Below are 26,815 nucleotides of genomic sequence, written 5' to 3'. Positions count from 1 at the left end.
ATTATAAAGATTAGATACCTAGTTACAAATGTTATATTTTTGTTGTGTTTTTAGTGCTTTATACTTATTATTCTAACCGTTGATAAATATAGGGAAATATAATGGAAAATCAATTTAAACTTAAACCTCTCCTTGTTCTACCTCTTATAAGTGTATTAACTGCATGTGGCTCATCAGATTCTGACAGTGAAACGGCGGTTGTAGGTGTAAATAGCGTACCAGTTATCACCTCTCAGGCTGTTATTACGGCAACAGAAGATACACAATATACCTATGACTTAGTAGTACAAGATGATGACAGTAATTTAACTTATTCATTGAATTCTGCCCCTGAGGGTATGACTATTTCTAGTGATGGTTCTATTCAGTGGGTACCCACTGAAGGAGTAGTAAGCTCAGGAAATGTAGTTGCAGCAGTAAATGATGGTGTAAATGATAGCGTATTGCAGTCTTTTGAGATTGAAGTTACCCCTGTAAATGATTCACCGGTACTAACTGAAGTAGCAAATCAGGTGGTTAAAAGCGGAGATAATTTTACTTTTCAAATTAATGTAACCGACCCTGATGATAATGCTGAGTACGGTGATCTAAACTTTACTCTAACCTCAGCGCCTGAAGGTATGAATATTGATCAAACAGGCTTATTGACATATGCAGCTAGCGCTTCTGAAACGTCTTCCTACGTAGTGACAGTTAGTGTAAGCGATGGTGGAGAAGATGGTTCTGTCCCTTCGACAACATCGTTTACACTTGACGAGCAATACTTTTTAAATATTTCAGCGGTGATTAAAAACTATTACACTGAAGATGTGATTGAAAATGCGACAGCTTATTTAACAAATGGAGATGAAATCGTTGACGAGGCAGTATCTAATCAAGATGGTATCGTTTCATTTTCTGTACAAGATATAGATATGACATCCCGTATGTCTGTTATCAGTGATGCTGAAGGCTTTGCTGAGATGGGTATTGGTTTAAACGAAAACCAAATAAACTTAGCCAACAATATATTACTGCAACCTGTTCATGCAGAACTGTCATTTGACCCAACAGTAGAGACGCAGCTTTCGGTAGAGGATACTGTTTTAGTTGAATTACCAGCTAATAGTTTGGTAAGACCAGATGGTACATTGGTCACAGGGATTGTGAATGCCGAGTTAACTATCATAAATCCAGCGATAGATATTAATCTTATGCCAGGCGATATGATTACTAAAAGTGAAAACGGAGAGATCAAACCAATAGAATCATTTGGTGCAATTACAGTTACGTTTAAAGATACTGATGGATTGGATCTTAATTTAATAGAAAATGCACAAGCTAAAATTAATATCCCAGCTGTAGGGCAACTTGAGCCGACAATCCCATTATATTACTTTAATGAGAATACTGGGTTTTGGGCTGAAGAAGGTGAAGCTGAATTAATATCAAACTCTCAAGGTAACTTCTATACGGGTATGGTGTCTCATTTTACAACGTGGAATGCAGATAGAATCTACGATACAGTATTTATAAATGGCTGTATTGAAGATGAAGAGCAAAACCGTATTGCAGGAGCGCAGGTAAACTCAGAGGGGCGTGACTATATAGGCTCGTCTTCGGCAGTAACAGACGAAAATGGTATGTTTTCGATACCTACTAAAATGAATAGTACTGTTTTAATTTCATCTACAGTTGGTGCTCAAAGTCGAACTTCTTCTATAGAAACAACAGATGTAGATTTAAACTTAGGCGAGTGCATCGTTTTAAATGAAGCGCTTACAAGAATAAAGTTAAATTGGGGTTTAACTCCTTCAGATTTGGACTCTCATTTATGGGGCCCATCAAATAGTGATGGTGGGCAGTTTCACATTTATTATATAAATAGAGAAATTGTTGTAAACGATGTCGTTATGTTTTTGGATGTCGACGATGTGACAAGCTATGGTCCTGAGGTCATTTCAATTCCAGAATTTGCTTTACCTGGCACTTATACTTATAAAGTACATAATTATTCTCAAACTCCTGATATAGATACTGATACAGCTAAAGTTGAGCTCATCGTTAACGATAGGCGTTATATATTTACTCCACCAAGTGATGGAGTTGATGATATGTGGTACGTATTTGATTTAGTCGTGAGCGAGTCTGGAAATGTAGACATTAATGAAGTGAATACATTTGAGCCGGATTATCGTTTTTCAAGTAACGTTAATCCTTCAAGTTATAGTATTCCTAGAGTTAATTTGTCATCAAAAGCTCAATCTTATGAGCTAATATATAAAGACTTGGTTAAAGGAAAATATTACTCCTATTAATCTACAAATAAGCCTCCATATTTGGAGGCTTATTTTTTTAACTCAGCTCTTTTATCGCGTTACTTATTCCATCTAAACTCAGCGGGTACATTCTGTTATCCATCAGCTGCTTTATAAAATCAATTGATTGATAGTACGGCCAGTGTTCAACCGGTTGTGGGTTGAGCCAGGCGACTTTATCAAAGTGGTTTGTTATACGTTGCAACCATGCACTGCCGGGCTCTTCATTGTAGTGCTCTACTGAGCCACCGGGGTACGCTATTTCGTATGGGCCCATAGTAGCATCGCCCACAAAAATTACTTTGTAGTCGCTGGTAAATTTATTAATCAGCGTCATGGTATCGATGATGTTTGAATGGCGGCGTGCGTTATCTTGCCACACGTGTTCGTACAAACAGTTATGAAAGTAGTAAAACTCTAAATGTTTAAACTCGCTGTAGGCTGCGCTAAATAGCTCTTCGCAAGTATGAATGTAGTCATCCATTGAGCCGCCAATATCAAACAGCATTAATACTTTAACGGCATTGTGGCGCTCGGGCGCCATTTTTACATCCAGCATGCCGCCTTGTTTGGCAGTAGCGCGAATGGTCTCGTTTAAATCAAGGGTGTCACTTGCGCCAGTGCGGGCAAATTTACGTAATTTTTTAAGGGCGAGTTTAATAGTACGTGAGCCTATTTCGCGATCAGAGTCTAAATTGCGGTATTCGCGTTTATCCCACACTTTTACCGCTTGGCGATTACGGTTACCCTCTTGCCCTATACGCACGCCTTCTGGGTTATAGCCGTATGCACCAAAAGGTGATGTACCGCCGGTGCCTACCCATTTATTGCCGCCTGCGTGGCGTTTTTGCTGTTCTTGTAAACGCTCTTTTAGGGTTTTCATTAGCTCGTCGAGCCCACCCATGGCTTTTAGCTGGGCTTTTTCTTCATCGCTTAGGTGTTTTTCAAACTCTTTGCGCAACCAGTCTTTAGGTAAGTTGTGCTGTTGCTTTAAACTTTCAAGCAAATCAAGGTCGGCAATACCGCTAAAGTAGTCGCTGAACGCTTTGTCGAACCTGTCAAAATGGGTTTCGTCTTTTACCATTATGGTGCGCGCTAAATGGTAAAAGCCATCTACATCGGCAAATATAACGCCTTTTTTTAAGGCGTTTATTAAATCGAGTAGCTCGCGCAGGCTTACCGGTAAGCGGTATTTGCGCAGCGTGAAAAAAAACTGTACTAACATGTTAGCGACGACTCATAAACGCAAGTTTTTCGATGAGGCTTATGTCTTGCTCGTTTTTAAGCAGTGCGCCAAACATCGGCATTAAGCCGCCTTTTTGGGCTTTATCGTGCAGCGTTTTAGCGTCTATATCTTCGGCCATTAAAAGCTTTAACCAATCCAGTAATTCGCTGGTGGAAGGTTTCTTTTTAAGACCGTTGGCTTCACGTAAGTTAAAAAATACTTCGAGTGCTTGGCGAACTAAATCTTGTTTAACGTTAGGGTAGTGCACATCAACGATTTGCTGCATTTCTTCGCTGCTTGGAAAATCAATATAGTGAAAAAAGCAGCGGCGTAAAAAGGCATCTGGTAGTTCTTTTTCGTTGTTTGACGTGATGATCACAATAGGGCGTTCTTTCGCTACAATGCGCTCGTTAGTTTCGTAAACATGAAACTCCATTTTATCAAGCTCTAGTAGTAAGTCGTTCGGGAACTCGATGTCGGCTTTGTCTATTTCGTCGATTAAAAGCACTGGCCGTTTGCCGTTAAGTTCAGCGTAGTTAAACGCTTGCCACAGTTTACCTTTAACAATGTAGTTGCCAATGTTATGTACGCGCTCATCGCCTAATTGGCTGTCGCGTAGGCGCGATACCGCGTCGTATTCGTACAAGCCCTGTTGTGCTTTGGTGGTTGATTTAATGTGCCACTGAATAAGCTCGGTATCTAAGCTTTTAGCAAGCTCTTCCGCAAGCATGGTTTTACCTGTACCTGGCTCACCTTTAATTAATAAGGGTTTTTCAAGCATAATAGCGGCATTTACAGCCTGTTTAAGCGAGCTGCTAGCGATGTAGTTGTCGGTAGAATTAAATTGCACGGGTTCCCCTTGCCTGGTCTGATCAGTGTTGTATGTGATTATAATGCCATAGTTAATCTGCAGCTCCAAGGTAGGCAAAGCGTGGAATAGTGCGTCCATCTTTTTCAACGGTTTCTAAAAACATACTTAGTGGGCGTGCCCACATGCCGTAGTCGCCATACAGGGCTTGGTATATAACTAGTTGCTCGTCGGTTTCACTGTGTGTTGCTACGTAAAATACTTTGTATTGTGGGCCTTTGTAGTGTTGATATATGCCTGGTTTGAGGGAAAGCGGTTTTATTGCTGTAGTCATGTTTTGATCTCTTGTATAATTGCGTTTGCTTTTTATTATGCCAAAGAATACACCAACACTATGAATTATATTTCGCTCGATGATCACAAAAAAGCCTGGGTTTTTCGTCATAAAGACCTCCCTGTATCTGAAGAAGACGCTGCGCGTATTAAGCCAATGACCAGCGAACGTGCTGCGGTGCTTTGGAGCACTATGGTGAGCCGCGAGTTCGACCACCCCGATTTTTTTGATAAAACCGATTGGTGCGGTAAAGAAGAAAGCTTTAGCGATGAAGTAAATTGGGAAGATGCGTGGGAAAATGGCGACGAAAGCTTACCGCAAGCTATTTTGGATCATTTAGATTGGCAGGCTAATACCACTGTTTATTTTTGTATGGCACGCGATAACGTTATAGAAACCACCTTTGATGTATTTAAACGTAATTGGCAAAACTTTATGTTTTTAGCTGATGGCAGTTTATTAATTGGTAAAAAGCGTAATACCGTGGTGCAATTTTTAGAAAGCGGCATTGCTAAATTAGGTGAAAAGCCAAGCGCTTAAATTGCCTAGTACGCTTAAAAAATAGCCGCTATTGTGCTATAAAACAGCTACCTAATTGTTTTTTGAGTATAACTATTGGTAGCGAAGAGTCAGCCACTTGCAGCTCAGCAGCAAGAAATATGGCAAAGTGATGCGCAAAAAGTGCTGTATGCACAATTGTGCAATGCGTTTTATCAGCGAGAGGTACAGCGCTTAGTTGCTGAGCCTAATGCCGATAAACTACGCCGCCAATTAAAAAGCTTACCGTATTATATAGAACGGGCGGCCACTTTGGTTGCCAATGGGAGTTCGCCGTTTACGCTCGACTCACAAAATGGCTCTTGGCTTGAAAAACAAAAGCCAACACCGCCAGAGGTTAACGCTCAGGCAAATGAACTTTTTTATAAAAAATATGCCCAAGTGGGGCTAATAGTGCCGGTGTTAATAAATAGCCATGACCAAGTGAGGCTAAGAATAGACAGCATAGATCAAGTAAGCGACAATAAACTGCACTGTAATGAACTAGGCTGGTTTGATTTTTTTGGCAAGGGCCTAGAGCAAGCAAATACGCAGTTGGTAAAACCCAGTAAAATGAGTTTAACAGCGGCGTGTTGCGGGCATCAGTGGCAATTTTCAAAACGCTGCGCACCTAGATTGCTTTCACTTAGAGAAATGCTATTAGCGGGTAATATTAATTGGCGTAATATAAAACGCCCACGAGCCTAATTTTATTTAAAAACGAATAGGGAGTGTTAAATGCGGTTTTTTCAGCTTGGCCTGTTGTGCTTAGCACTGTTTATACAATACCGACTTTGGTTTGGTCATAACGGGGTGCAAGACTATACGCGTTTAAAAGCAGCCGTGGCTTCTCATCAACAAACTAATGAAAAATTAATTAAGCGCAATAAAGTACTTACCGCCGACATAGAAGATTTAAAGCTTGGTCAAGAAGGCATAGAAGAGCGCGCTCGTAACGAATTAGGAATGATTAAACCTGATGAAACATTTATACGTGTTTTACCGGGCAAACAACATGAAAAATAATAATTCAATAGCTGCCATTGTACCCGCTGCCGGTGTAGGCAGCAGAATGCAGCACAGTGCACCTAAGCAGTATATTAAATTGGCAGGAAAAACTATTTTAGAGCACACGCTCTGTAAGCTTTCGCAATTACAAAGCTTAAGCCAAATAGTTGTAGCCGTTAGTCAAACCGACCCTTATTTTGACTCGCTTGCGCACATAGACTCGCGAATTTTACGCGCCAGCGGCGGGCAAGAGCGAGCAGACTCAGTGCTTAATAGCCTATTATTTTTAGAAAATAACCCTCCTGAATGGGTGCTGGTGCACGACGCAGCCCGCCCCTTAGTTACTATTAACGATATTGAAACCTTAATAGCGCATTGTATAGCCGACGACGAAGGCGGTATTTTAGCAAGCAAAGTAAAAGACACCATAAAGCGCGGTAACACGCATAGCGAGCAAACCGTGCCTCGTGATGATTTATGGCAAGCGCTTACACCGCAGTTTTTTAAATATGACGAGCTTAAAAATGCGTTGCAACGTGCGCTTTGTGAGGGCGTAACTATTACCGATGAAGCCAGTGCCATTGAGTGGGCAAATAAACCCGTTAAGCTAATTACAGGGCGCAGCGACAATATTAAAATAACCACGCCGGAGGATTTAGACCTAGCGGGGTTTTTATTAAACAAACAACAAAACGAGCAAGCATTATGATTCGAATTGGCCATGGTTTTGACGTACACAAATTTGGTGGCGAAGGCCCAATAACAATTTGCGGCGAAAAAATAGATTACCCGCAGGGCTTTTTAGCACACTCAGATGGCGATGTTGCTATTCATGCATTATGCGATGCTATTTTAGGCGCTTTGGCAATGGGCGATATTGGTAAGCATTTTCCGGATACGGCGAGCGAGTATGAAAATATAGATAGCCGTATTTTACTTCGCCATGTTGTAGACCTTGCCAAAGAGCAAGGTTATGTAGTGGGCAATGGCGATGTCACTATTGTGGCGCAGGCTCCTAAAATGTTGCCACACATCCAAGCTATGCGCACTAATTTAGCCAGCGATTTAAATTGCGAGCTTTCACAAATCAATGTTAAAGCGACCACCACCGAAAAGCTCGGCTTTGAAGGGCGTAAAGAAGGTATTTCTAGCCATGCGGTGGTTATTATGAGCAAAGCGCCTGAGAGTACAGCAAGCGCATGAGCGATTTAAATTACCTATACGGTGCACCGCTTTCAAAAGCAGACTTTAAAACCGTTGCTGAAGATTTTATGGTTGATGAAGACCTCGGCATAGAATTTACCGGCAGTGGTGAGCATGTATGCTTACAGGTCGTTAAAAAAGGTGAAAACACGCAGTACGTGGCCAAGTTAATTGCACAAAAGGCTGGAGTGTCACCGCGCGAAGTAAGCTATGCCGGCATGAAAGACCGCCACGGCGTGTGTAGCCAATGGTTTAGCGTAAAAGTACCCATTAAAAAGCACATTGATTTTAGTGAACTCAATAGCGACGGCATTTTTGTAGTTTCGCAACAGCGCCACGAACGTAAATTACGCACCGGTTGCCACAAAGGAAACCGATTCACTATTACGCTTCGTAATGTAACCCAGCCGCTTGATATTTTATGCCGCATTAATGCCGTACGTGCGGGTGTGCCTAACTACTTTGGCGAGCAGCGCTTTGGCCGCGACGGGCATAATTTAGTTATGGCCGAAAAAATGTTTGCCGGCGAGCGCATTCGCGATAAAAAACTACGCGGTATTATTATCTCCGCTGCCCGTTCACATGTATTTAATCAAATAGTGAGCTTACGTGTTAAAGAGCATGGGTTAGCTAAAACCATGCACCGTGAAGTATTTATGCTAAGCGGTAGTAACGCATTTTTTGAAGATGCAATAAGCGATGAAAACATAGCGCGTTTAGCCTCTGGCGATATTATGATGTCGGCTCCTATGGTTGGTAAAAGCGAAAAGGGCTTAACTGATCAAGAAAAATTATGGCTAAAACCATACCAAGCATGGTGTGAGGGCTTAGGCGAATTAGGCCTTAAAAATGAGCGCCGTATGCTGCGCCTCATTCCGCAAGATTTAACCATAGAAACACTAGACGAAACGACTTTAAAATTAAGCTTTGGATTGCCTAAAGGGTGTTTTGCTACCGCACTTTTACGTGAGCTGGTGGATTACACCGATGCAAGCCCTAATGAGCGAAAAGAAAAGGACAGTCAAAATGAAGATACTGCTAAGTAACGACGACGGTGTAAGCGCTAAAGGGATTGCTGTTTTATACCAGGCTCTTACGCAAATTGCCGATGTAACCCTTGTAGCCCCTGATCGTAACTGTAGTGGTGCCAGTAACTCGTTAACGTTAATAAACCCACTGCGCTCTACCACGCTTGAAAACGGCTTTATATCGGTTAATGGCACGCCTACTGATTGTGTTCATTTAGGGGTTAATCAGTTAGTAGATGAAACGCCTGATTTAGTCGTAGCAGGTATTAACCACGGCGCTAATTTGGGCGATGATACATTGTATTCAGGCACTGTGGCTGCGGCGACCGAAGGGCGCCATTTAGGCTTGCCTGCTATTGCCGTGTCGCTTTGCTCGCACCATGGTGAGCACTTTGAAACCGCAGCAGCTGTGACCGTTAACATAATTAAAGGGCTGGCATCGCACCCACTACCTAAAGATCAAATTATCAACGTAAATGTACCCGATATTCCTCTAACTGAGCTAAAAGGGGTGCAAGTTACGCGTTTAGGTGCTCGACATAAAGCCGAAACCATGACCAAACAAACGGACCCATGGGGGCGTGATATTTTTTGGTATGGCTCGCTTGGTATTGAAAGCGATGCCGGAGAGGGCACTGATTTTTACGCTGTTAATAATGGCTATGCTTCAGTTACACCGTTAAGCGTTGATATGACAGCAAAAGAAAGTATTGAAGCGGTTGGGGAGTGGTTAGCTGAAATGGAGATAAACCGTGCTGGCTAATTACTCGCGCAGTGCTATTGCGCTTTCTAAGCTATTAGAGCAAGAAGGGGTAGAAGACAAACAGGTATTAAAAGCCATTGCAGATATACCACGTCATGCCTTTATTGATGATGTACTAAAACACAAGGCGTACGAAAACACGGCGTTGCCAATAGGGCAAGGGCAAACTATTTCGCAGCCTTATATTGTGGCGCGTATGACCGAGCTGCTTCATTTGGCTGGCGTACGCGACAAAGTGTTAGAAATAGGCACAGGCTCTGGTTATCAAACCGCAGTGTTAGCCAAGTGTTTTAATAAGGTGTATTCGGTCGAGCGTATAAAAGCACTGCAATGGCAGGCTAAACGCCGTTTACATCAACTTGATTTATACAATGTAACCATGAAACACGCAGATGGCTGGCAAGGCTGGCAATCGCAGGCCCCGTTTAATGGTATTATAGTTACCGCGGCCGCATCAAAAGTGCCTCAAGACTTACTTGCACAACTAGCTGATGGCGGTGTACTCCTTGCTCCCATTGGAGAGCAAGAACAAAAATTAACCATGGTTATTCGCCAAGGCGATAGCTTCACAGAGCATGTTATTGCACCAGTTCGGTTTGTCCCTCTCGTCCCTGGTGATATTGAATAGGAATTCACGTTGAAATTGTTTACTAAGTTATACGATATGGCCCTAGTGTGGGCAAAACACCGCTTTGCTGAGCGCTATTTAGCAGCCATGAGCTTTGCTGAGTCCGTTTTTTTTCCGGTACCACCGGATGTAATGCTTGCCCCTATGTCGCTTGCTCAGCCAAGTAAAGCGTGGCGCTTTGCAAGCTTTGCAACAGTTGCTTCAGTACTTGGGGGGATTGTAGGTTACTTTTTAGGTTACTGGTTATTTGAGCCTGTTGTACAGCCCTTTATTGAGCAGATGCACTGGCAAGAAAAGTTTGAAACAGCGCTTACATGGTTTAAAGAGTATGGCGTGTGGGTGGTATTTTTAGCGGGCTTTTCACCTATCCCTTATAAGGTATTTACTATTGGTGCAGGGGTATTACAAATGGCATTTTTACCATTTTTAATAGCGTCTGCCGTTGGCCGTGGTGCGCGTTTCTTTTTAGTTTCTGCTTTAATGAAGTGGGGCGGGGTTAAAATGGAGCAAAAATTACGTCAATATGTTGAAGTACTTGGCTGGGGTTTAGTTATATTAATAGCGGTTGCTTACTTTTTATTACGCTAATTAGCAAAAGTAGTACTTTTTAAATTTCGGAGCAAAACACCTTGAATAGTCAGTACGTATTATATGTAGTTGTATTTATTGCTGTTTTGCTTCCGGGGTGTTCATCTCGCCATATTCCTGCTCCTGTTAGCAGCCTCAACACTAATGTTAATGACTTTCAAAAAGGCATTAACATTAATGGCAATAAATACACAGTACAAAAGGGTGATACATTATATTCCATTGCCTTTAGTGCAGGCAAAGATTTTAAAATACTTGCAAAAAACAATTCAATTCCATCACCTTATGTTATTTATCCTGGGCAAGTTATTTCGCTTGTAGCCTCCAGTGGCCATGCGCTTGCTAGCAATTCACCCGTTAAACAAAAAATAACACCCACTAAAATAAAACAAAAAACTAACAAAAAATTAAAGAAAAATCTTGATCAGCCGAAACAACGAGAGTATGTTCAAAAACAAGCCAATGAAATAGTTAGTAATGCTAAACCTTCGTCGAGCAGTAAAGTAAAGTGGTTTTGGCCTGCAAAGGGCAAAGTGACTAAACGCTTTTCTAATAAGGAAAACGGTTACAAGGGTTTACAGATTACTAACCGTACAGGGGCTTCAGTTTTAGCCGCAGCACAAGGAACGGTGGTGTATGCGGGTAATGCGCTTCGAGGGTACGGTAATTTAATCATTTTGAAACATAATGATGATTACCTAAGTGCTTATGCACATAACTCGAAACTACTTGTTAGAGAAAAGCAGAAAGTTAAGGCAGGACAAAAAATAGCAGAAATGGGCAAGTCAGAATCTTCGGTCACTGCGCTTCGTTTTGAAATTCGCTACCGTGGGCAAGCTGTCAATCCTGCTAAATACCTTCCCTAATTTTTAGGTATTGATAATTGCTCGGGAGAAGGCTTATGGCTAACGCAGCAAAACTTGACAAAAACACCACCGACGAAAAATTTGATGACACCGCAGTAGAAGAAACTGCAGCATTACTTGAAGAGGTTGATAACGAAGAAGAGATATTTGCAAAAGAGGAAGTAACTAAAAACCTTGATGCAACCCAACTTTATTTAGGAGAAATTGGTTTTTCTCCCCTACTTAGCGCTGAAGAAGAAGTCTTTTTTGCCCGCAAATCGCTACGTGGATGTGAAGCATCTCGCAAGCGTATGATTGAAAGTAACCTACGTTTAGTTGTAAAAATTGCCCGCCGTTATAACAACCGAGGATTAGCACTTCTAGATTTAATTGAAGAAGGTAACCTAGGTTTAATTCGCGCTGTTGAAAAGTTTGACCCAGAGCGCGGTTTTAGATTTTCGACTTATGCAACGTGGTGGATACGCCAAACAATTGAACGCGCCATTATGAATCAAACGCGCACAATTCGCCTGCCAATACATGTAGTTAAAGAATTAAATGTTTACTTGCGTACAGCACGCGAGCTGACACAAAAGCTAGACCATGAGCCAACTGCTGAAGAAATTGCTGAAAGCCTAGGTAGACCCGTAGAAGACGTAACTAAAATGCTACGCTTAAACGAAAAAATTGCCTCAGTTGATATGCCTATTGGCGGTGAGAACGACAGCGCACTGTTAGACATTATTGCCGATGAAAAAAGCGCAGGCCCTGAGGGCGAAGTTCAAAACAACGATATTAACAAACATATTGTTGATTGGTTAGGTGAGTTAAACCCTAAACAACGTGAAGTATTAGCGCGTCGCTTTGGTTTACTTGGCTATGAGCCATCAACACTTGAAGATGTTGGCCGTGAAATTGGTTTAACCCGAGAGCGCGTAAGACAAATTCAGGTAGAAGCATTACGTCGTTTAAAAGATATTTTACAACAAGAAGGGTTAAGCACAGAAAGTTTGTTTGACCAGTTCTCGTAACTCCCTTTTATACTGTCTATGTGTTTAAAAGCTGAAGGATAAAACCTTCAGCTTTTTTTATATCTTACGACCCCCAAGAAATACTATTTACAGTGTTATCAGCCTCTTAACCACCGCTCAAGTTACCTATATTTAAAGTAGTGCTTTTAATTTATAAAGAAGTTCGTGTGCTTGACGCGGCGATAGGTTATCAGGGTCAATGGCACTGAGCTGCTCCTCAACCTCTGAAGGCTCAGGCGCAGGTAACTCATTAGCAAATGAAAACGCCTGCTGCTCAGCATTAGGCGCTGTTACACTTTGGTGGTTTTCGAGCAGTTTAAGCTTTTGTTTTGCTTGGGCTATCACGGCTTTAGGCACGCCGGCAAGCGCTGCGACCTGTAAGCCAAAGCTTTTACTTGCTGCACCATCAAGCACAGTATGCATAAATGCAATGGTGTCGTTGTGCTCTATGGCATCTAAGTGCACATTCACCAGCCCAGTTTTTTGCTCAGCAAGTTCCGTTAATTCAAAGTAGTGCGTAGCAAATAATGTTTTAGCAGATATTTTTTGTGCCAGATGATCAGCCGTTGCATAAGCAAGTGACAAACCATCGTAGGTACTGGTGCCTCTGCCAATTTCATCCATTAATACCAAAGATTGCGCAGTTGCATTATTTAATATTGTGGCGGTTTCTGTCATTTCTACCATGAAAGTAGAGCGACCAGAGGCTAAATCGTCGCTTGCACCAATGCGAGTAAATATACGGTCAATATTACCAATTTTTGCACTATCAGCAGGGACATAACAGCCAATATGCGCCATCAATACGATAAGTGCTGTTTGGCGCATATAGGTTGATTTACCACCCATGTTTGGACCGGTAATAATCAACATTTTACGCTGGCTATTTAGCTCCACAGGGTTGGCAATAAAAGGTTCTTTCATTACTTGCTCTACCACGGGGTGACGACCTTGTTTAATGCTTATATTGTCATCATCGCATAGCTGTGGTTTAGCATAGTTAAGCGTTTGTGCTCGCTCTGCTAAATTATTCAATACATCTAAATCAGCTAATGCGCCAGCCATCATTTGAAGCTGTTCAATATGCGGGGCTATAAACTCAAATAGCTCTTCATATAATTGTTTTTCAAGCGCAAGAGCTTTTGATTGGCTGCCAAGCACTTTATCTTCGTGCTCTTTTAGTTCAGGTATTATGTAGCGTTCATTATTTTTAAGCGTTTGGCGGCGAATATAATCAGCAGGTACTAAGTGTGAATTTGCACGACTTACCTCGATAAAAAAGCCATGCACCTTGTTATAGCCAATTTTTAATGTGCTGATCCCGGTGCGCTCGCGCTCTCTAAGCTCTAGTTGCTCAAGTATATCGGTAGCGCCTTTACTCAAGTTTCGCCATTCATCGAGTTCGCTGTTGTAGCCTGGTGCAATAACGCCCCCATCGCGAATTAGTACCGGTGGGTTATCAATAACAGCACGCTCAAGTAAAGCTTGTAGTTCAGGCAGCTCTGGAGAATGGCGAACAATGCTAGCGATACGCTCATCATTAGCATCGTTTAATAAAGCATGCAGTGGTGCGAGTGCTTGTAGGGCACTGCGCAGTCGGGTCAAATCGCGCGGGCGTGCGGTGCATAAAGCAAGTCGTGCTATTACGCGTTCTATGTCACCAATTTCTTTTAATGAATCGTGTAACTCGCCATATAACTGCACATCTAAAATAGCGCTAATGGCATTTAAACGTGAGTTAAGCTCATTTTTATTACGCACAGGTGTATGAATGCGGCGTTTAAGTAAACGCGACCCCATGGCCGTGGCGGTTTTATCAAGTACCTGCGCTAAGGTGTTTTCAAAGCCGCCCGATAAATTAACGGTTAGTTCTAAATTTTTGCGCGTGGCCGCATCTAATATAACTGCGTGCTCGTTATGCTCAAGCGTAATAGCGCGAATGTGGGGTAGCGCAATACGTTGTGTATCTTTTACGTATTGCATTAAACAACCCGCAGCGACCAAAGCAGCGTGCGCTTTATCTACACCAAAACCAACTAAATCTTTGGTGCCAAACTGCTCGCACAGTAAGTGTTGCGCGGTGTCTAGGTCAAACTCCCACTCAGGGCGTCGCCGTGCCCCTTTTATATGCTCAATTAAGTGTGTGTTTTCAAAGCTTTCACAGTATAAAAGCTCAGCGGGTGCTAAGCGCTGTAGGGTTGAAGTAAATGCTTCGTCGGTGTTAACTTCAACTACGTTGAAACGCCCTGAATTTATATCAAGGTAGGCAATACCGTATAGCCCTTTTTTATTTTGCCATACGCTAGTGAGTAAGTTATCTTGGCGTTCTTGCAATAGCGCTTCATCTGAAATAGTACCCGGTGTAACGATGCGTACGACTTTGCGCTCTACTGGCCCTTTACTGGTTGCAGGATCGCCAACTTGCTCACATATAGCAACCGATTCGCCCATTTGCACTAAACGAGCTAAATAGTTTTCTACTGCATGATAAGGGACACCCGCCATAGGGATAGGATCGCCGCCGGCTTTACCGCGATGCGTTTGCGAAATATCGAGTAGTTGGGCCGCGCGTTTAGCGTCGTCAAAAAAGAGTTCATAAAAATCCCCCATACGATAAAACAATAAAATATCGCGATGCTCTGATTTTATTTTTAGATACTGCTGCATCATAGGGGTTTGTTGTTTTATAGTGTGCGGTGCATAAAGATCAAACGACATGTATTTACCCAAAGGCTGAATATGGAATTACATCAAGAGATTAAAACACTTGCTGCGCAATTGGGCGTTATTTTAACGGATAAACGCTTATGGATCACTACCGCTGAATCATGTACTGGTGGCGGAGTGAGTTATGCGCTTACAGATACGCCAGGTAGCTCAGGTTATTTGGGCCGCGCATTTGTTACTTATAGTAATGAAGCTAAGCATGAACTGCTTAATGTGGCCAATACTACGCTAGAGCAATTTGGTGCGGTGAGTGAGCAAACAGTAAAAGAGATGGCTTTTGGTGCCGCAAGCGTTGCCAAAGCTGATGTTGCCGTGGCAATTTCGGGCATTGCTGGGCCAGGTGGCGCTACGTCCGATAAACCAGTTGGCTTTGTGTGGTTTTGCATACAAATTGCCAATGAACAATTTACGTTTAAACAAATATTTAACGGCGATAGAGCGCAAGTTAGAATGCAAGCTATTGAATTTGCATTGAAAAAAACTATCGAGAAGATAAAATTATAAATTTCACTTGATACTGTGATTTCATACAGTATACTTGTTCGCATTAGCCGGATTTGGAGAACAGAATGAACGATAATAAACAAAAAGCGCTGGACGCTGCTCTATCACAAATTGAGCGTCAATTTGGTAAAGGATCAATTATGAAACTGGGCGATAACAAAGCCCTAAATATTGATGCTGTATCTACAGGCTCACTTGGGATTGATATTGCTTTAGGCATAGGCGGTTTGCCTATGGGGCGTATTGTTGAAGTGTATGGCCCTGAGTCTTCAGGTAAAACAACGCTTACTTTGCAAGTTATCGCGCAGGCTCAAAAAGAAGGCAAAACATGTGCCTTTGTTGATGCTGAGCATGCTCTTGATCCGGTATACGCACAAAAGTTAGGTGTTAACATTGATGAGCTGTTAGTGTCTCAGCCAGATACCGGTGAGCAAGCACTAGAAATTTGTGACATGTTAGTACGTTCAAGTGCTGTAGATGTTGTTATTGTCGATTCTGTTGCAGCGCTTACACCAAAAGCTGAAATTGAAGGCGACATGGGCGACTCGCACATGGGCTTACAAGCACGTTTAATGTCGCAAGCACTACGTAAGCTTACAGGTAATATTAAACGCTCAAATACGCTATGTATTTTCATTAACCAAATTCGTATGAAAATTGGTGTAATGTTTGGTAACCCTGAAACAACAACTGGTGGTAATGCACTTAAGTTTTACGCATCAGTGCGTATTGATATTCGTCGTATCGGCTCTGTTAAAGAAGGCGATGAGGTAGTCGGTAACGAAACCCGCGTTAAAGTAGTTAAAAACAAAGTTGCACCACCGTTTAAACAAGCTGAGTTCATCATTATGTATGGTGAAGGTATTTCTAAACAAGGTGAGTTAATAGATTTAGGTGTTAAGCACAAAATTGTTGAAAAAGCAGGTGCTTGGTACAGCTACAACGGCAATAAAGTAGGCCAAGGTAAATCAAACTCTATTAAGTTTTTGAAAGAAAACGTAGAAATTGCAGATGAAATTGAAGGTAAGTTACGTGATATGTTGCTATTAAAAGCAACGGTTGAGCCAGAAGATGGCGAAGACGTATTAGGCGCTGAGCCTGACCTTTAAGTGTAAACGTTCTCTAAGCTTGATTTGACCCGAGCTTTAAAAGGCGCTAACCAGCAATGGTTAGCGCCTTTTTGTGTTTAAAGCACGTTAAAACGATAACCTTACAGGTTTTAATAGATGCAGTTTAAATAGCACTTAGCCATATTTACAGCGAGGCTGGCTAACAAGTACGCTTTTTAATTGAGGCGCGTAATAAAAGCATGGTATTGCTAGGACTTTGCATAAAATAGATAGCGCAAGGAGGGGGATAAGCGCTTTAACTTAAGGGGGCTTAAAGCAAAAACGGCACTAAAAAGTGCCGTTTAAATTTAAAAGCCGTACTTTAAAAAGCGACTTATAGCTGCCAGTTTACAGATAGCGCGTAGTTACGTGGCGCACCGTAATAACCTTGAGCCCAGTATAAGCTGTGTAGGTATTTTTCATCTGTGGTGTTATTAACGTTAAAAGTAACCCCAACGTTTTCTGTAATTTTGTAGTTAGCCATTAAATCAAGAATACCGTAAGCATCTTGGTTCGTGGTTACAAGTGCAGCGCCGGTTGCATCTTCAACTTGTACGCGGCTAACCGAGTCTTGCCAACGATAATTTGCACCAAAAGTTAAGCCTTCAACAAATGGTACTTGGTAAGTTGCAGCCAGTTTTAGCTGGTTCTCTGGCGTGTAATCTTCAACTAAATCATCACCATCAATACTTAAATTACTAAAGCTGATGCTTGCACTTAAATCCTCGGTCACTTTACCACTTAATTCAATTTCAAAACCGTCGCTGGTGATACCATCAGCACCATAATAACGAGTATCGCTTGGTAATGAATCAGGTAATGCAACAGCTAGGTTTTCTTGTTTTGCATCAAAGTAAGCAAAGGTTACAAATACTTGGTCGTCTAAAAGCTGTGCTTTTAAACCAATTTCGCTACTTTTACCTGTAATTGGCGCCAATTGCTCAGCATTAATATCAAGCTCTTTTTGTGGCACAAAGGTCTCTGTGTAACTTGCGTAGGCTGAAAGCGATTCATTAAAGTCATACACAGCCCCCACATACGGGATAACTTCGCTGTCGTTACGTGTTTGTTCTACACCATAAGCAGTGCCGGATGTTTCCCAATCAGTGTAACGTACACCTGCTAACACACTTAGCGGAGCGCTTAATTTAATGCGAGTAGACATATAAGCTGATTGCTGTTTGTTTTCTATGTCACTGCCATTTAAGCCATCAGCAAGGGTTGCTTCAGGTACTACGCCATCCCATGTATCAAGCGAAGGCATTGCTGGGAAGCCGTTGCCCGTGGTGTAATCGTAAAGCGACTGTTCGTTGTAATCCATTTTTGCTTGGCTAACACCAAATGACAGGTCGTGCTCTTGGCCAAATAAATCAAATTTACCGCTGGCGTATAAATCAAATAAATCGTGCTTATCTTCGTAGTCGTAACGGCTTGCGTAACCGGTTAAACCAAGGCCAGTTTCGCTATCTGGTGTGCCATATACGTAAAATAGTTCCGAGTCTTGCTCGTTTTCTATGTGTGCGTAACGCGCTGTTGCAACCCACGTAGCCGATAGGTTTTGCTCAAGTGTTACATATACTTGCTTTGCGCTGTTATCCCAGTAAGACCAATCAGATGCCGTACTTGTAGAGGCGTCGTAGTTTGTTGCTGTGCCATCGGTGTAATAAAGAGGGAGTGCGCCCCAAAGTGGGCTATCGGCATCTTTTTGTTGGTTAACATAGTTGATGCTTAATGTCGTGTCGTCGGTTAGCTTGCCTTCGTAAGCAAGATAAGCAATTGTTTTATCTGTTTCGTAACGATCTAGGTATGACTCCGCTTTTTGCTTGGTAAATACGGCGCGCACAGCGTGGTCGTCGTTAATTGGCGTTGAAACATCTACTTCTAAACGCTTGTTGTTCCATGAACCATACGATGCAGATGCATGCGCTTGAGTTATGTAAGTTGGTTTTTTTAATACCATATTTACGGTTGCAGATGGGTTACCTGCGCCAGTCATAAGGCCGTTTGCACCACGTACAATTTCTACACGGTCGTAAATAGACGTATCTAAAGTGCCCTGAATAGAGCCTGAGCTTTGAGGGATACCTAAACCATCAACCTGAAAGTTTGTTATTTCAAAGCCACGGGCTTTAAAATAAGTACGGTCAGTTTCTATTTGTTCTACAGTTACACCGGGGGTGCTCTCTAGCACTGAGTTAATATCATCTAGTGAAAAATCATCCATTAAAGCGCGAGAAACAACAGAAATACTTTGTGGGGTTTCTTTGATTGTTAGGCCTAATTTTGTAGCAGATTGCGCATCTTCTGTGATGTAGTTTTTATGATGCTGGCCATATACTGCTATTTTTTCTAATGAGTCATCTGTATTTGTTGTAGTTTCTTGTGCAAATGCATGACCAGATAAAACAAGTGAAGTAATAAGGCTTAGCTTAGATAAACGCAAAATTTGTTGGGACGACATGTGTTTTTCCAATAGGTTCAAAAAAGAAGTGCATAACATAATCTAAATGAGAGTGATTTTCAATAACATGTTTGTTGTTTGTGCAAAATAATTAGTAGTTATCCGAAATTGTGGGAATTTAGTGGATTTTAGCAACTAAATAGCCGCTTAGTTTAGCGCTAAGGTAATACTCCTTAATCGCAAAGAGGGTGCTATTTCTGTACAAACTTTTATCTGAGCTCTTCCAAATGCTGCTATTTAAGCTTGTTTAAGTGCTAACCGTGTTTAATTTACTGAAAATCTCAGACAAAAAAGCACCCTTAAATACCATTACTACCACAGTACTATTAAACCTTTTAAACAGAGTTCAAGTTGTATAGCTAAAAAAAGCGGCCTAAGCCGCTTTATTGTGATCACTATGTTTAATTAAAAATTGTATTTTACAGAAAATTGTAAGCGCTCTAAATCACCGTCAATACCACTTTCTGTTTCGCGCTCGGCATGTTTAAACTCTGCACCAAATGTTAAACGCTTAACCGGTGAGTATAAAATGTTTGCACTAAAGCTTTGGCTTGATTCAACAGGGTCGCCTGATATTGTTAATAGATCGGTGTTGTTGTCAGCACTAAAGAAAGAATATAAAAAGGTTGAGCGCCACTGGCTTGTCCATTTATGTTGATAAGCAACAAAACCAGATGTTGAGTCTATTGCATCAAGCTCATCGCCATTAAGCACTGCACCATGGGCAACATTTAAGCCCACGTAACGACCAAGGCCTTTACCTTGAGTAAGCATAAATTTAAGGTAATCTTCGCCAAAATTTACACGGCCTGAAGCGCTAATACCAAACGAGGTTTCATCAGCGTCAACATCGCCTACTTTATAAGTAAGTTGGCGAGCAAGAGCTGCAACTACAAAGTTACCCCAATCGGCATTGTGTGTGTAGCGCGCAGTAAAATCAGGAAGTGACGCATCATCTGTTTCTACACGAGCGCCACCTTGTGTGGTAATTGTGCTTTCTGGGTTTTCTAGTGAGAACGACCAAGCACCGGTTGTGTACTTAATTTGCGTTTGGCGAACAAAAACAGTGCCTTCAGCAGGGCCTACAAAATCAAGTGTTTCTGCAAGTGCACCCACGTTTTGAAAGTTTGACCATGTTTGACCAAATAACCAGCCATCGTAAGTTACAAATGCATGGCGAATACGTGGTGCATAAGAGTTTGATACGCGCTCGTTACCGCCAGGGGCCGATGCTAAAAAGTCTAACTCAATTTTAGTTTTAACTGTTTTACCGTTATCCATTAACGTTGACGTACCAAAGTTAAAACGTGACTCACGTGCATGCATATCAAATACGGCATCCGAATCATCGTCATCGCCTACTGGCAGTGTGCTTGGTACGTAAAAATCACGCCCTACATTTGAGCCATCAGGAGCGCCTGCAGAGTAATCACTCCACATTGTATCTAGCTTAATGTATCCGCCGTAAGTAAATTCGGTGTTACCTACTTTAGCTGCAGTTGCCGCATAAGCTGTGCTTGTTAAAGCACATAATACAGCACTCGCTGCAAGAGTTTTTAATGGGGTAAATTTCATTGTGGTGTCCTTTAAAGGCTACTTGTTGTTTGTTGCTTTTTAAACGTTCAAATGTATTACTTGCTACAGGTATTACTTACGAATAAAAATTTATTTATCTTGCATCACGCTATGAGTTCGTTAAATAAGTGTTTAACTTGCATGGCTGCATCATTATTTTTTAATGTCCGAAAACCACTTTTAAATATGTGCAAAATTTACTCAATTACCTATTGGTCTATAAGACAAAGGTTTAAGAGTAATTCAATGGCCACTTACTTATATTTAACATACTGTATTTCTATGTAAAAAAGTCATGAGCGGCGAGATTATAAACCACAAAATGTTAATTAGAAGGGTTGTACAACTAAGGTCTAATACTTAATAAAGTACTGCTGAGTAATCCTTTAATCATGGCAAGTTATTAAAATGGAGACTGAGATGTCACAAAGTATCTATCCTGTTCCTGCACATATTGAAAAAACGACGTTAGTTGATAACGAAAAATATAATACACTCTACAAACAGTCGATTGATGACGCACAAGGGTTTTGGCGTGAACATGGCCAGCGCTTAGATTGGTTTACTCCGTATACTAAAGTAAAAAACACCTCATTTGATAAAGGCCATATCGATATAAAATGGTACGAAGATGGCGTTTTAAATGCCTCTTATAACTGTATTGACCGCCATTTAAAAACCAAAGCCGATAAAGTTGCGCTTATTTGGGAAGGAGACAACCCAAACCAAAGTGAAAATATTACCTACCAACAATTACATGATGAAGTGGCGCGCTTTGCTAATGGTTTAAAAAAACTGGGCGTACAAAAAGGTGACCGAGTTGCTATTTATATGCCGATGACGCCGCAAGCCATTTACGCCATGCAGGCCTGTGCACGTATTGGTGCTATTCACTCGGTTGTATTTGGTGGTTTTTCTCCCTCTGCCATTGCAGATCGAATTAAAGATTCAGGCGCTAAAGTGGTGATCACATCCGATGAAGGCCGCCGAGCTGGTAATTGTGTTCCTTTAAAAGCGAATGTTGATGAAGCCGTAGCACAAGAGTCGGTGACAAGCATTGAACACGTTATTGTACATCAGCTAACCGGTGGCGAAGTTGATTGGAACGAGCACGATATTTGGTGGCATGAGCTTGTTGCCGACCAACCGGCGCAGTGCGAACCGGAGCCAATGAATGCAGAAGATCCACTCTTTATTTTATATACTTCGGGCTCTACCGGCCAACCAAAAGGGGTTGTGCATACTACAGGGGGTTACTTAGTTTACTCATCAATGACCCACGAATACGTATTTGATTTACAAGAAGACGACGTATATTGGTGTAGCGCCGATGTAGGTTGGATCACCGGCCACAGCTATATTGCTTATGGCCCACTGGTTAATGGCTGTACGCAAGTGGTATTTGAAGGCGTGCCGACCTACCCAACCGCAGGGCGCATGGGGGAGGTGATTGATAAGCACGGCGTAACCATTTTATACACTGCACCAACCGCTATTCGAGCGTTAATGGCTAAAGGCGATGAGCCAACCGCATCATCTAATCGTCAAAGTTTACGCATTTTAGGCTCGGTGGGTGAACCCATCAACCCTGAAGCATGGACGTGGTATTACGAAAATATTGGTAATGCTAATTGCCCAATCGTAGATACGTGGTGGCAAACCGAAACGGGCGGCATTATGATCACCCCACTGCCTGGTGCCACCCAAACTAAGCCAGGTTCAGCAACGCATCCGTTTTTTGGTATTGCGCCGGCTCTATTTGATGCAGAGGGTAATACACTAGAAGGTGCCGTTGACGGTAATTTAGTGATATTAGATAGCTGGCCTTCACAAGCGCGTACTGTTTATGGCGACCACGAACGTTTTGAACAAACCTATTTTAGTGCTTACCCCGGTGTTTACTTTACAGGTGACGGCTGTCGTCGTGATGAAGATGGCTATTACTGGATCACAGGGCGTGTTGATGACGTGCTTAATGTATCAGGGCATCGCTTAGGCACCGCTGAAATAGAAAGCGCGCTGGTTGCTCACGAAGCTGTAGCAGAGGCCGCCGTAGTAGGTTATCCGCATGATATTAAAGGCCAAGGTATTTATGTTTACATTACGCCAAATGAAGGCGTTACTGTAAGTGATGAGCTGACAACTCAAGTCCGTAATTGGGTACGTAAAGAGCTAAGCCCAATAGCTTCCCCTGATATGATTCAATGGTCGCCAGGCCTACCAAAAACGCGTTCAGGTAAGATTATGCGTCGAATTTTACGTAAAATAGCCGCAAATGAACATCAACAGCTAGGGGATACATCAACACTTGCAGACCCAACCGTGGTAGATGAGCTCATAGAAAACCGATTAAATCGTTAAATGCGCGTTAAAAACTTGATTACAAGTTGATTCTAAACGTAGTATATCGGCTGTCAGTAAGTACTTTATACCTTATTGGCAGCCGAATTTATTAGGAGCGAACCATGAGTCAGTTTTTAATAGCGGATGATCATCCGTTATTTCGCGAGGCACTAAAAGGAGCATTAAGTGCTAAGTTTGACGATTTAGAGGTATTTGAATCATCAGATTTTGACAGCACACTGCAAGTACTTAGCGAACAAGAAGATCTTGATATATTACTGCTAGATTTACACATGCCAGGTAATGGTGATTTATATGGCCTGATCCGCATTCGCGAAGACTACCCAAGCTTACCCATAGCGGTTGTCTCAGGAAGTGAAGACATCAACATAGTGTCTAAGGTAATGGGTTATGGCGCAATGGGCTTTATTCCTAAGTCATCATCTTCAGATGATATTGCTAATGCTATAAACCAAATACTAGAAGGCGATACGTGGCTTCCAAAAGAGTTAAAGAATAAAGTAGCCGAAATAGAAGGGGAAGACAGAGAAATTGCCGTGCAGGTTGCATCGTTAACGCCGCAGCAATATCGTGTATTGCAATACCTTCATGAAGGGTTACTAAACAAACAAATAGCGTACGAACTACATATTTCTGAGGCAACAGTCAAAGCACACATTACCGCAATTTTTAGAAAACTTGGCGTTTATAACCGTACCCAAGCCGTTCTTATTGCCGCTAAACTACAACTAGAACCAATAGAGCAAGCTTAAAATATTAAAAGCGCTAAAATCTGTTTATCGTTAGGCAAAGCCGTGCCTAGCTAATGAGCTTATTGCCTGTTAATAGGTGATAAGCGCTTACAAATACCAGATATGCGCTGCTCTGGGTGATATGGCAAGACTGAATAAACTTCAATCCACAAAAGCCAATACACTCAAGCAGCGCTTTTTAAACTTAAAACCTACACGTTATTTACCTTTTATACATGATCTCTTTTGCAAACAATGCTAGGTTAGCGCAATTTTGTAATTTATAGAGCCAAGTATGACAGACTCCACACATTCACCTAATAATCAAGCTAAAGACAATAACGGCTTATTTAATCGCTTTTTAGCAACCGTTGAGTTTTTAGGAAATATGCTTCCTCATCCCATTACTTTATTTGCGATATTTGCGGTTTCAATTGTGCTAATTAGTGGTATTGCTGATTGGTTTGGGCTAAGCGCAATTGACCCTCGACCGATTGGGGCAGCAGGGCGTGCGCCTGATGGAGTAATTGAAGTTGTTAGCTTACTCAGTGCTGAGGGGCTACAGCGTATTATGGCTGGCCTGGTTACTAACTTTACCGGTTTTGCGCCTTTAGGCACTGTATTAGTGGCACTACTTGGGGTCAGTGTTGCAGAGCATTCAGGGCTACTCTCTGCTGCTATGCGTGGCATGGTTATGGGCGCGTCAAAGCGTTTAGTTACCTTTATGGTGGTGTTTGCTGCCATAATGTCTAACACAGCTTCTGAGCTTGGCTATGTGGTGTTAATTCCGCTTGCAGCCATGATATTTCATAGTTTGGGGCGCCACCCTTTAGCTGGCTTGGCGGCTGCATTTGCCGGTGTTTCTGGCGGCTATAGCGCTAATTTATTACTTGGCACAATAGACCCATTATTAGCAGGTATAACTACGCCTGCAGCACAAATGATTGACCCAACGTACGAGGTTGGCGCCGAGGCTAACTGGTATTTCATGATGATATCAGTATTACTTATTGCCGCACTGGGTACACTCGTAACCGAAAAAATAGTAGAGCCGCGTTTAGGTAAATATAACCCCGATGAAGCCAGTATCGACTTGTCACAAAACAATATTGATACACTTACCACGTTAGAAAAAACCGGTCTAAAATGGGCGGGTGTTGCTCTATTAGTGGTGCTGTCGTTATTTGCTTGGACGATTATTCCTGCCGATGGCATTTTACGCCACCCAGAAACAGGCCAAGTGGCAGGCTCACCTTTTTTAAAAGGAATAGTCGCAATTATATTTGTAACTTTTAGTGTGCCAGGGTTTGTTTACGGGCGTGTTGTTGGCAGCATGAAAAACGATAAAGACATTATTAACGCAATGAGCAAAAGCATGAGTTCAATGGGTTTATATATAGTATTAGTATTTTTTGCTGCCCAGTTTGTGGCCTTTTTTAAATGGACTAATTTAGGCACTATTTTGGCAATTAATGGTGCAGCACTATTACAAGCGTTAAACCTTACCGGCCCAGAAGTATTTGTATTGTTTATATTAATGTGTGCAATGGTTAACTTGAGTTTAGGCTCGTCATCGGCGCAGTGGGCGATTACAGCCCCTATTTTTGTGCCTATGCTTATGCTTATTGGTTACGCGCCAGAAACCATCCAAGCGGCGTATCGTATTGGTGACTCTGTGACTAACTTAATCACCCCAATGATGAGCTATTTTGGCTTAATTTTAGCGGTGGCAGTTAAATATAAAAAAGACATGGGTATAGGAACGTTAGTGGCCACTATGCTGCCATACAGTATTGTGTTTTTTATCGGTTGGGTCATTTTATTTTACGTATGGGTGTTTGCTTTAGGCTTGCCAGTAGGGCCTGAGTCACCTATTTATTACACACCTTAATGGTGGATGCCAATTTAGAATTAATTATGGTGTCGGATAAAACACAGCTACAGCTAATATCTGACTCTAATTAAGCTGTTAGGCATAAAAAAGCCAGCAAAAGGGGAAACCCTGTTGCTGGCTTTATAGTATGTAAAAAGGGGTCTTATACCAATCCGCAATAATACTTAATCATTTTCAGGGGCTAAACGTGTCGCTATCTGCGTTAAAAAATTCTCATTTAGAGCAACTAAATAGCGAATTTTTTGCCTTGCTATCAACACGTTTATCCATTCTCAAAATAGATCACTTAATTATGCGAAATGGTATTAGCTAAATACCACGGTTTTATTACCGTTAATAAATAGTTTGTGTTCAGAAGCTAGTTGTAAGGCTTTACTAAACACGGTTTTTTCTACGTCTTTACCCATTTTAGCCATCATTTCAGCGGTATTAGCGTGTGTTACGCTGGTGACGTCTTGTAAAATAATAGGGCCTTCATCTAGCTCATTATTTACAAAGTGAGCCGTAGCACCAATAATTTTTACGCCGCGCTCAAATGCTTGATGATACGGTTTAGCGCCAATAAAGGCCGGTAAAAACGAGTGGTGAATATTAATAATTTTGTTCTCAAAGCGACCCACAAACTCAGGGCTTAGTATGCGCATGTATTTTGCTAAGCCAATAATGTCAGGGTTATAAGAGGCAATTAAATCACCTACTTTTTCATCATGCTCGGCGCGACTTAGGCCTACGTGCGAAACAACATGAAAAGGCACATCAAAGCCTTTTGCTAACGGCTCTAAATCTGGGTAGTTGGCAATCACAGCTAATACTTCAATATTTAACGCTTGCTCAAACTGTTTAAGTAATACAGATCCTAAGCAATGTGCTTCTTTTGTTGCAAGCAGTACCACTTTAGTTTTTGTATCATCATGTAGAGCAAGTTGTGCACCCTCAGGTAATAAAGCGCGTAATTTCGATAAAAAGTCACTTTGTGGCTCGCCGGTTAGTTCAGTGCGCATAAAAAAGCGCTTGGCGTCTTTATCTACAAATTCGTTATTACGTGTAATATTTAAATTGTGCGCGTGGCAAAGCCCTGTAATTTTGGCAATTAGGCCTACATCGTCGGCACATTGGGTGGTTAGTATATAGCTCATTTTCCTCATTCTTACCCAG

The 26,815-nt window shown here is 41.8% G+C and carries 24 protein-coding genes; 17 read left to right on the top strand and 7 right to left on the bottom strand.

The annotated features are described in order from the left end of the window. Nucleotides 1-101 precede the first annotated feature (101 nt). Nucleotides 102-2,297, top strand: a complete 2,196-nt coding sequence (locus OIZ54_RS06490) for a YfaP family protein (protein WP_096739190.1) — start codon at nucleotides 102-104, stop codon at nucleotides 2,295-2,297. Between the two features lie 37 nt (nucleotides 2,298-2,334). Here OIZ54_RS06490 and OIZ54_RS06485 read toward each other — a convergent pair whose 3' ends face one another. From OIZ54_RS06485 to OIZ54_RS06475, 3 genes are read right to left on the bottom strand one after another with little or no spacing between them, the layout of a single operon-like run. Then, the gene (locus tag OIZ54_RS06485; protein WP_096739191.1) at nucleotides 2,335-3,522 is read right to left on the bottom strand and encodes a vWA domain-containing protein; all 1,188 of its coding nucleotides are present in this window, start codon (nucleotides 3,520-3,522) and stop codon (nucleotides 2,335-2,337) included. A 1-nt stretch (nucleotide 3,523) separates the two neighbouring features. Beyond that, nucleotides 3,524-4,372, bottom strand: coding sequence for an AAA family ATPase (locus OIZ54_RS06480; RefSeq protein ID WP_004586178.1), 849 nt, complete (start codon nucleotides 4,370-4,372; stop codon nucleotides 3,524-3,526). Nucleotides 4,373-4,424: 52 nt separating this feature from the next. After that, nucleotides 4,425-4,664 (bottom strand): DUF1653 domain-containing protein, encoded by a 240-nt coding sequence (locus OIZ54_RS06475; protein WP_096739192.1) that lies wholly within the window; start codon nucleotides 4,662-4,664, stop codon nucleotides 4,425-4,427. 60 nt (nucleotides 4,665-4,724) lie between these two features. Here OIZ54_RS06475 and OIZ54_RS06470 point away from each other — a divergent pair, with 60 nt between their 5' ends. The 11 genes from OIZ54_RS06470 to rpoS all read left to right on the top strand — a co-directional run bounded on the left by OIZ54_RS06470 (nucleotide 4,725) and on the right by rpoS (nucleotide 12,295). After that, entirely contained in the window at nucleotides 4,725-5,204 is a 480-nt protein-coding gene (locus OIZ54_RS06470) for a DUF2947 domain-containing protein (RefSeq protein WP_024033120.1), read from the top strand. A gap of 75 nt (nucleotides 5,205-5,279) precedes the next feature. Beyond that, a complete protein-coding gene (locus tag OIZ54_RS06465) occupies nucleotides 5,280-5,909 on the top strand; it encodes a hypothetical protein (protein ID WP_096739193.1) in 630 nt (209 codons plus the stop codon). Nucleotides 5,910-5,939: 30 nt separating this feature from the next. Continuing rightward, complete coding sequence (ftsB, locus tag OIZ54_RS06460; RefSeq protein WP_004586182.1) at nucleotides 5,940-6,227, top strand: cell division protein FtsB; 288 nt, start codon at nucleotides 5,940-5,942, stop codon at nucleotides 6,225-6,227. Beyond that, the gene (gene ispD / locus OIZ54_RS06455; RefSeq protein WP_248452033.1) at nucleotides 6,217-6,918 is read left to right on the top strand and encodes a 2-C-methyl-D-erythritol 4-phosphate cytidylyltransferase; all 702 of its coding nucleotides are present in this window, start codon (nucleotides 6,217-6,219) and stop codon (nucleotides 6,916-6,918) included. The genes ftsB and ispD overlap by 11 nt, the downstream gene beginning before the upstream one ends. Further along, nucleotides 6,915-7,412 (top strand): 2-C-methyl-D-erythritol 2,4-cyclodiphosphate synthase, encoded by a 498-nt coding sequence (ispF, locus tag OIZ54_RS06450; RefSeq protein WP_264390010.1) that lies wholly within the window; start codon nucleotides 6,915-6,917, stop codon nucleotides 7,410-7,412. Before ispD ends, ispF begins: the two co-directional genes overlap by 4 nt. Beyond that, complete coding sequence (gene truD, locus OIZ54_RS06445; RefSeq protein WP_096739196.1) at nucleotides 7,409-8,458, top strand: tRNA pseudouridine(13) synthase TruD; 1,050 nt, start codon at nucleotides 7,409-7,411, stop codon at nucleotides 8,456-8,458. Before ispF ends, truD begins: the two co-directional genes overlap by 4 nt. Beyond that, nucleotides 8,439-9,203 carry a 5'/3'-nucleotidase SurE gene (gene surE, locus OIZ54_RS06440; protein WP_096739197.1) on the top strand — a complete coding sequence of 255 codons (765 nt, stop codon included), beginning with the start codon at nucleotides 8,439-8,441 and terminating at the stop codon, nucleotides 9,201-9,203. The genes truD and surE overlap by 20 nt, the downstream gene beginning before the upstream one ends. Beyond that, entirely contained in the window at nucleotides 9,193-9,831 is a 639-nt protein-coding gene (locus OIZ54_RS06435) for a protein-L-isoaspartate(D-aspartate) O-methyltransferase (protein ID WP_004586187.1), read from the top strand. Before surE ends, OIZ54_RS06435 begins: the two co-directional genes overlap by 11 nt. 9 nt (nucleotides 9,832-9,840) lie before the next feature. Further along, nucleotides 9,841-10,419 carry a YqaA family protein gene (locus tag OIZ54_RS06430; protein ID WP_004586188.1) on the top strand — a complete coding sequence of 193 codons (579 nt, stop codon included), beginning with the start codon at nucleotides 9,841-9,843 and terminating at the stop codon, nucleotides 10,417-10,419. A 41-nt stretch (nucleotides 10,420-10,460) separates the two neighbouring features. Next, nucleotides 10,461-11,285 carry a peptidoglycan DD-metalloendopeptidase family protein gene (locus tag OIZ54_RS06425; RefSeq protein ID WP_096739198.1) on the top strand — a complete coding sequence of 275 codons (825 nt, stop codon included), beginning with the start codon at nucleotides 10,461-10,463 and terminating at the stop codon, nucleotides 11,283-11,285. 35 nt (nucleotides 11,286-11,320) lie between these two features. Further along, nucleotides 11,321-12,295 carry an RNA polymerase sigma factor RpoS gene (gene rpoS / locus OIZ54_RS06420; RefSeq protein WP_024033114.1) on the top strand — a complete coding sequence of 325 codons (975 nt, stop codon included), beginning with the start codon at nucleotides 11,321-11,323 and terminating at the stop codon, nucleotides 12,293-12,295. Nucleotides 12,296-12,427: 132 nt separating this feature from the next. Here the strand turns inward: rpoS and mutS are convergent, their stop codons facing one another. After that, the gene (mutS, locus tag OIZ54_RS06415; RefSeq protein ID WP_096041263.1) at nucleotides 12,428-15,013 is read right to left on the bottom strand and encodes a DNA mismatch repair protein MutS; all 2,586 of its coding nucleotides are present in this window, start codon (nucleotides 15,011-15,013) and stop codon (nucleotides 12,428-12,430) included. A 21-nt stretch (nucleotides 15,014-15,034) separates the two neighbouring features. On the opposite strand from mutS, the gene OIZ54_RS06410 reads away from it, so the two are divergent. Both OIZ54_RS06410 and recA read left to right on the top strand, forming a co-directional pair. Beyond that, on the top strand, nucleotides 15,035-15,526 hold the full coding sequence (locus OIZ54_RS06410) for a CinA family protein (RefSeq protein ID WP_064385255.1): 492 nt from the start codon (nucleotides 15,035-15,037) through the stop codon (nucleotides 15,524-15,526). A 65-nt stretch (nucleotides 15,527-15,591) separates the two neighbouring features. Further along, entirely contained in the window at nucleotides 15,592-16,635 is a 1,044-nt protein-coding gene (gene recA / locus OIZ54_RS06405; RefSeq protein ID WP_096739200.1) for a recombinase RecA, read from the top strand. 334 nt (nucleotides 16,636-16,969) lie between these two features. Here the strand turns inward: recA and OIZ54_RS06400 are convergent, their stop codons facing one another. Both OIZ54_RS06400 and OIZ54_RS06395 read right to left on the bottom strand, forming a co-directional pair. Further along, on the bottom strand, nucleotides 16,970-19,096 hold the full coding sequence (locus OIZ54_RS06400) for a TonB-dependent siderophore receptor (RefSeq protein ID WP_264390009.1): 2,127 nt from the start codon (nucleotides 19,094-19,096) through the stop codon (nucleotides 16,970-16,972). 405 nt (nucleotides 19,097-19,501) lie between these two features. Further along, nucleotides 19,502-20,671 carry a DcaP family trimeric outer membrane transporter gene (locus OIZ54_RS06395; RefSeq protein WP_004586195.1) on the bottom strand — a complete coding sequence of 390 codons (1,170 nt, stop codon included), beginning with the start codon at nucleotides 20,669-20,671 and terminating at the stop codon, nucleotides 19,502-19,504. Nucleotides 20,672-21,091: 420 nt separating this feature from the next. Here OIZ54_RS06395 and acs point away from each other — a divergent pair, with 420 nt between their 5' ends. From acs to OIZ54_RS06380, 3 genes are all read left to right on the top strand, one after another. Then, nucleotides 21,092-23,032, top strand: a complete 1,941-nt coding sequence (acs, locus tag OIZ54_RS06390; protein ID WP_264390008.1) for an acetate--CoA ligase — start codon at nucleotides 21,092-21,094, stop codon at nucleotides 23,030-23,032. A gap of 104 nt (nucleotides 23,033-23,136) precedes the next feature. After that, complete coding sequence (locus OIZ54_RS06385; RefSeq protein ID WP_264390007.1) at nucleotides 23,137-23,787, top strand: response regulator transcription factor; 651 nt, start codon at nucleotides 23,137-23,139, stop codon at nucleotides 23,785-23,787. 274 nt (nucleotides 23,788-24,061) lie between these two features. After that, on the top strand, nucleotides 24,062-25,657 hold the full coding sequence (locus OIZ54_RS06380; protein WP_264390006.1) for an AbgT family transporter: 1,596 nt from the start codon (nucleotides 24,062-24,064) through the stop codon (nucleotides 25,655-25,657). 308 nt (nucleotides 25,658-25,965) lie between these two features. Here OIZ54_RS06380 and purU read toward each other — a convergent pair whose 3' ends face one another. Then, nucleotides 25,966-26,796: a formyltetrahydrofolate deformylase gene (purU, locus tag OIZ54_RS06375; protein ID WP_264390005.1), complete on the bottom strand. Its 831-nt coding sequence runs from the start codon at nucleotides 26,794-26,796 to the stop codon at nucleotides 25,966-25,968. Between the last annotated feature and the right edge of the window lie 19 nt (nucleotides 26,797-26,815).

Source organism: Pseudoalteromonas sp. A3, assembly GCF_025942345.1.
Taxonomy (GTDB): Bacteria; Pseudomonadota; Gammaproteobacteria; order Enterobacterales; family Alteromonadaceae; genus Pseudoalteromonas; species Pseudoalteromonas atlantica.
Note: the sequence above shows the minus strand (reverse complement) of the source record. Positions and strands in the feature narration are given on the sequence as shown.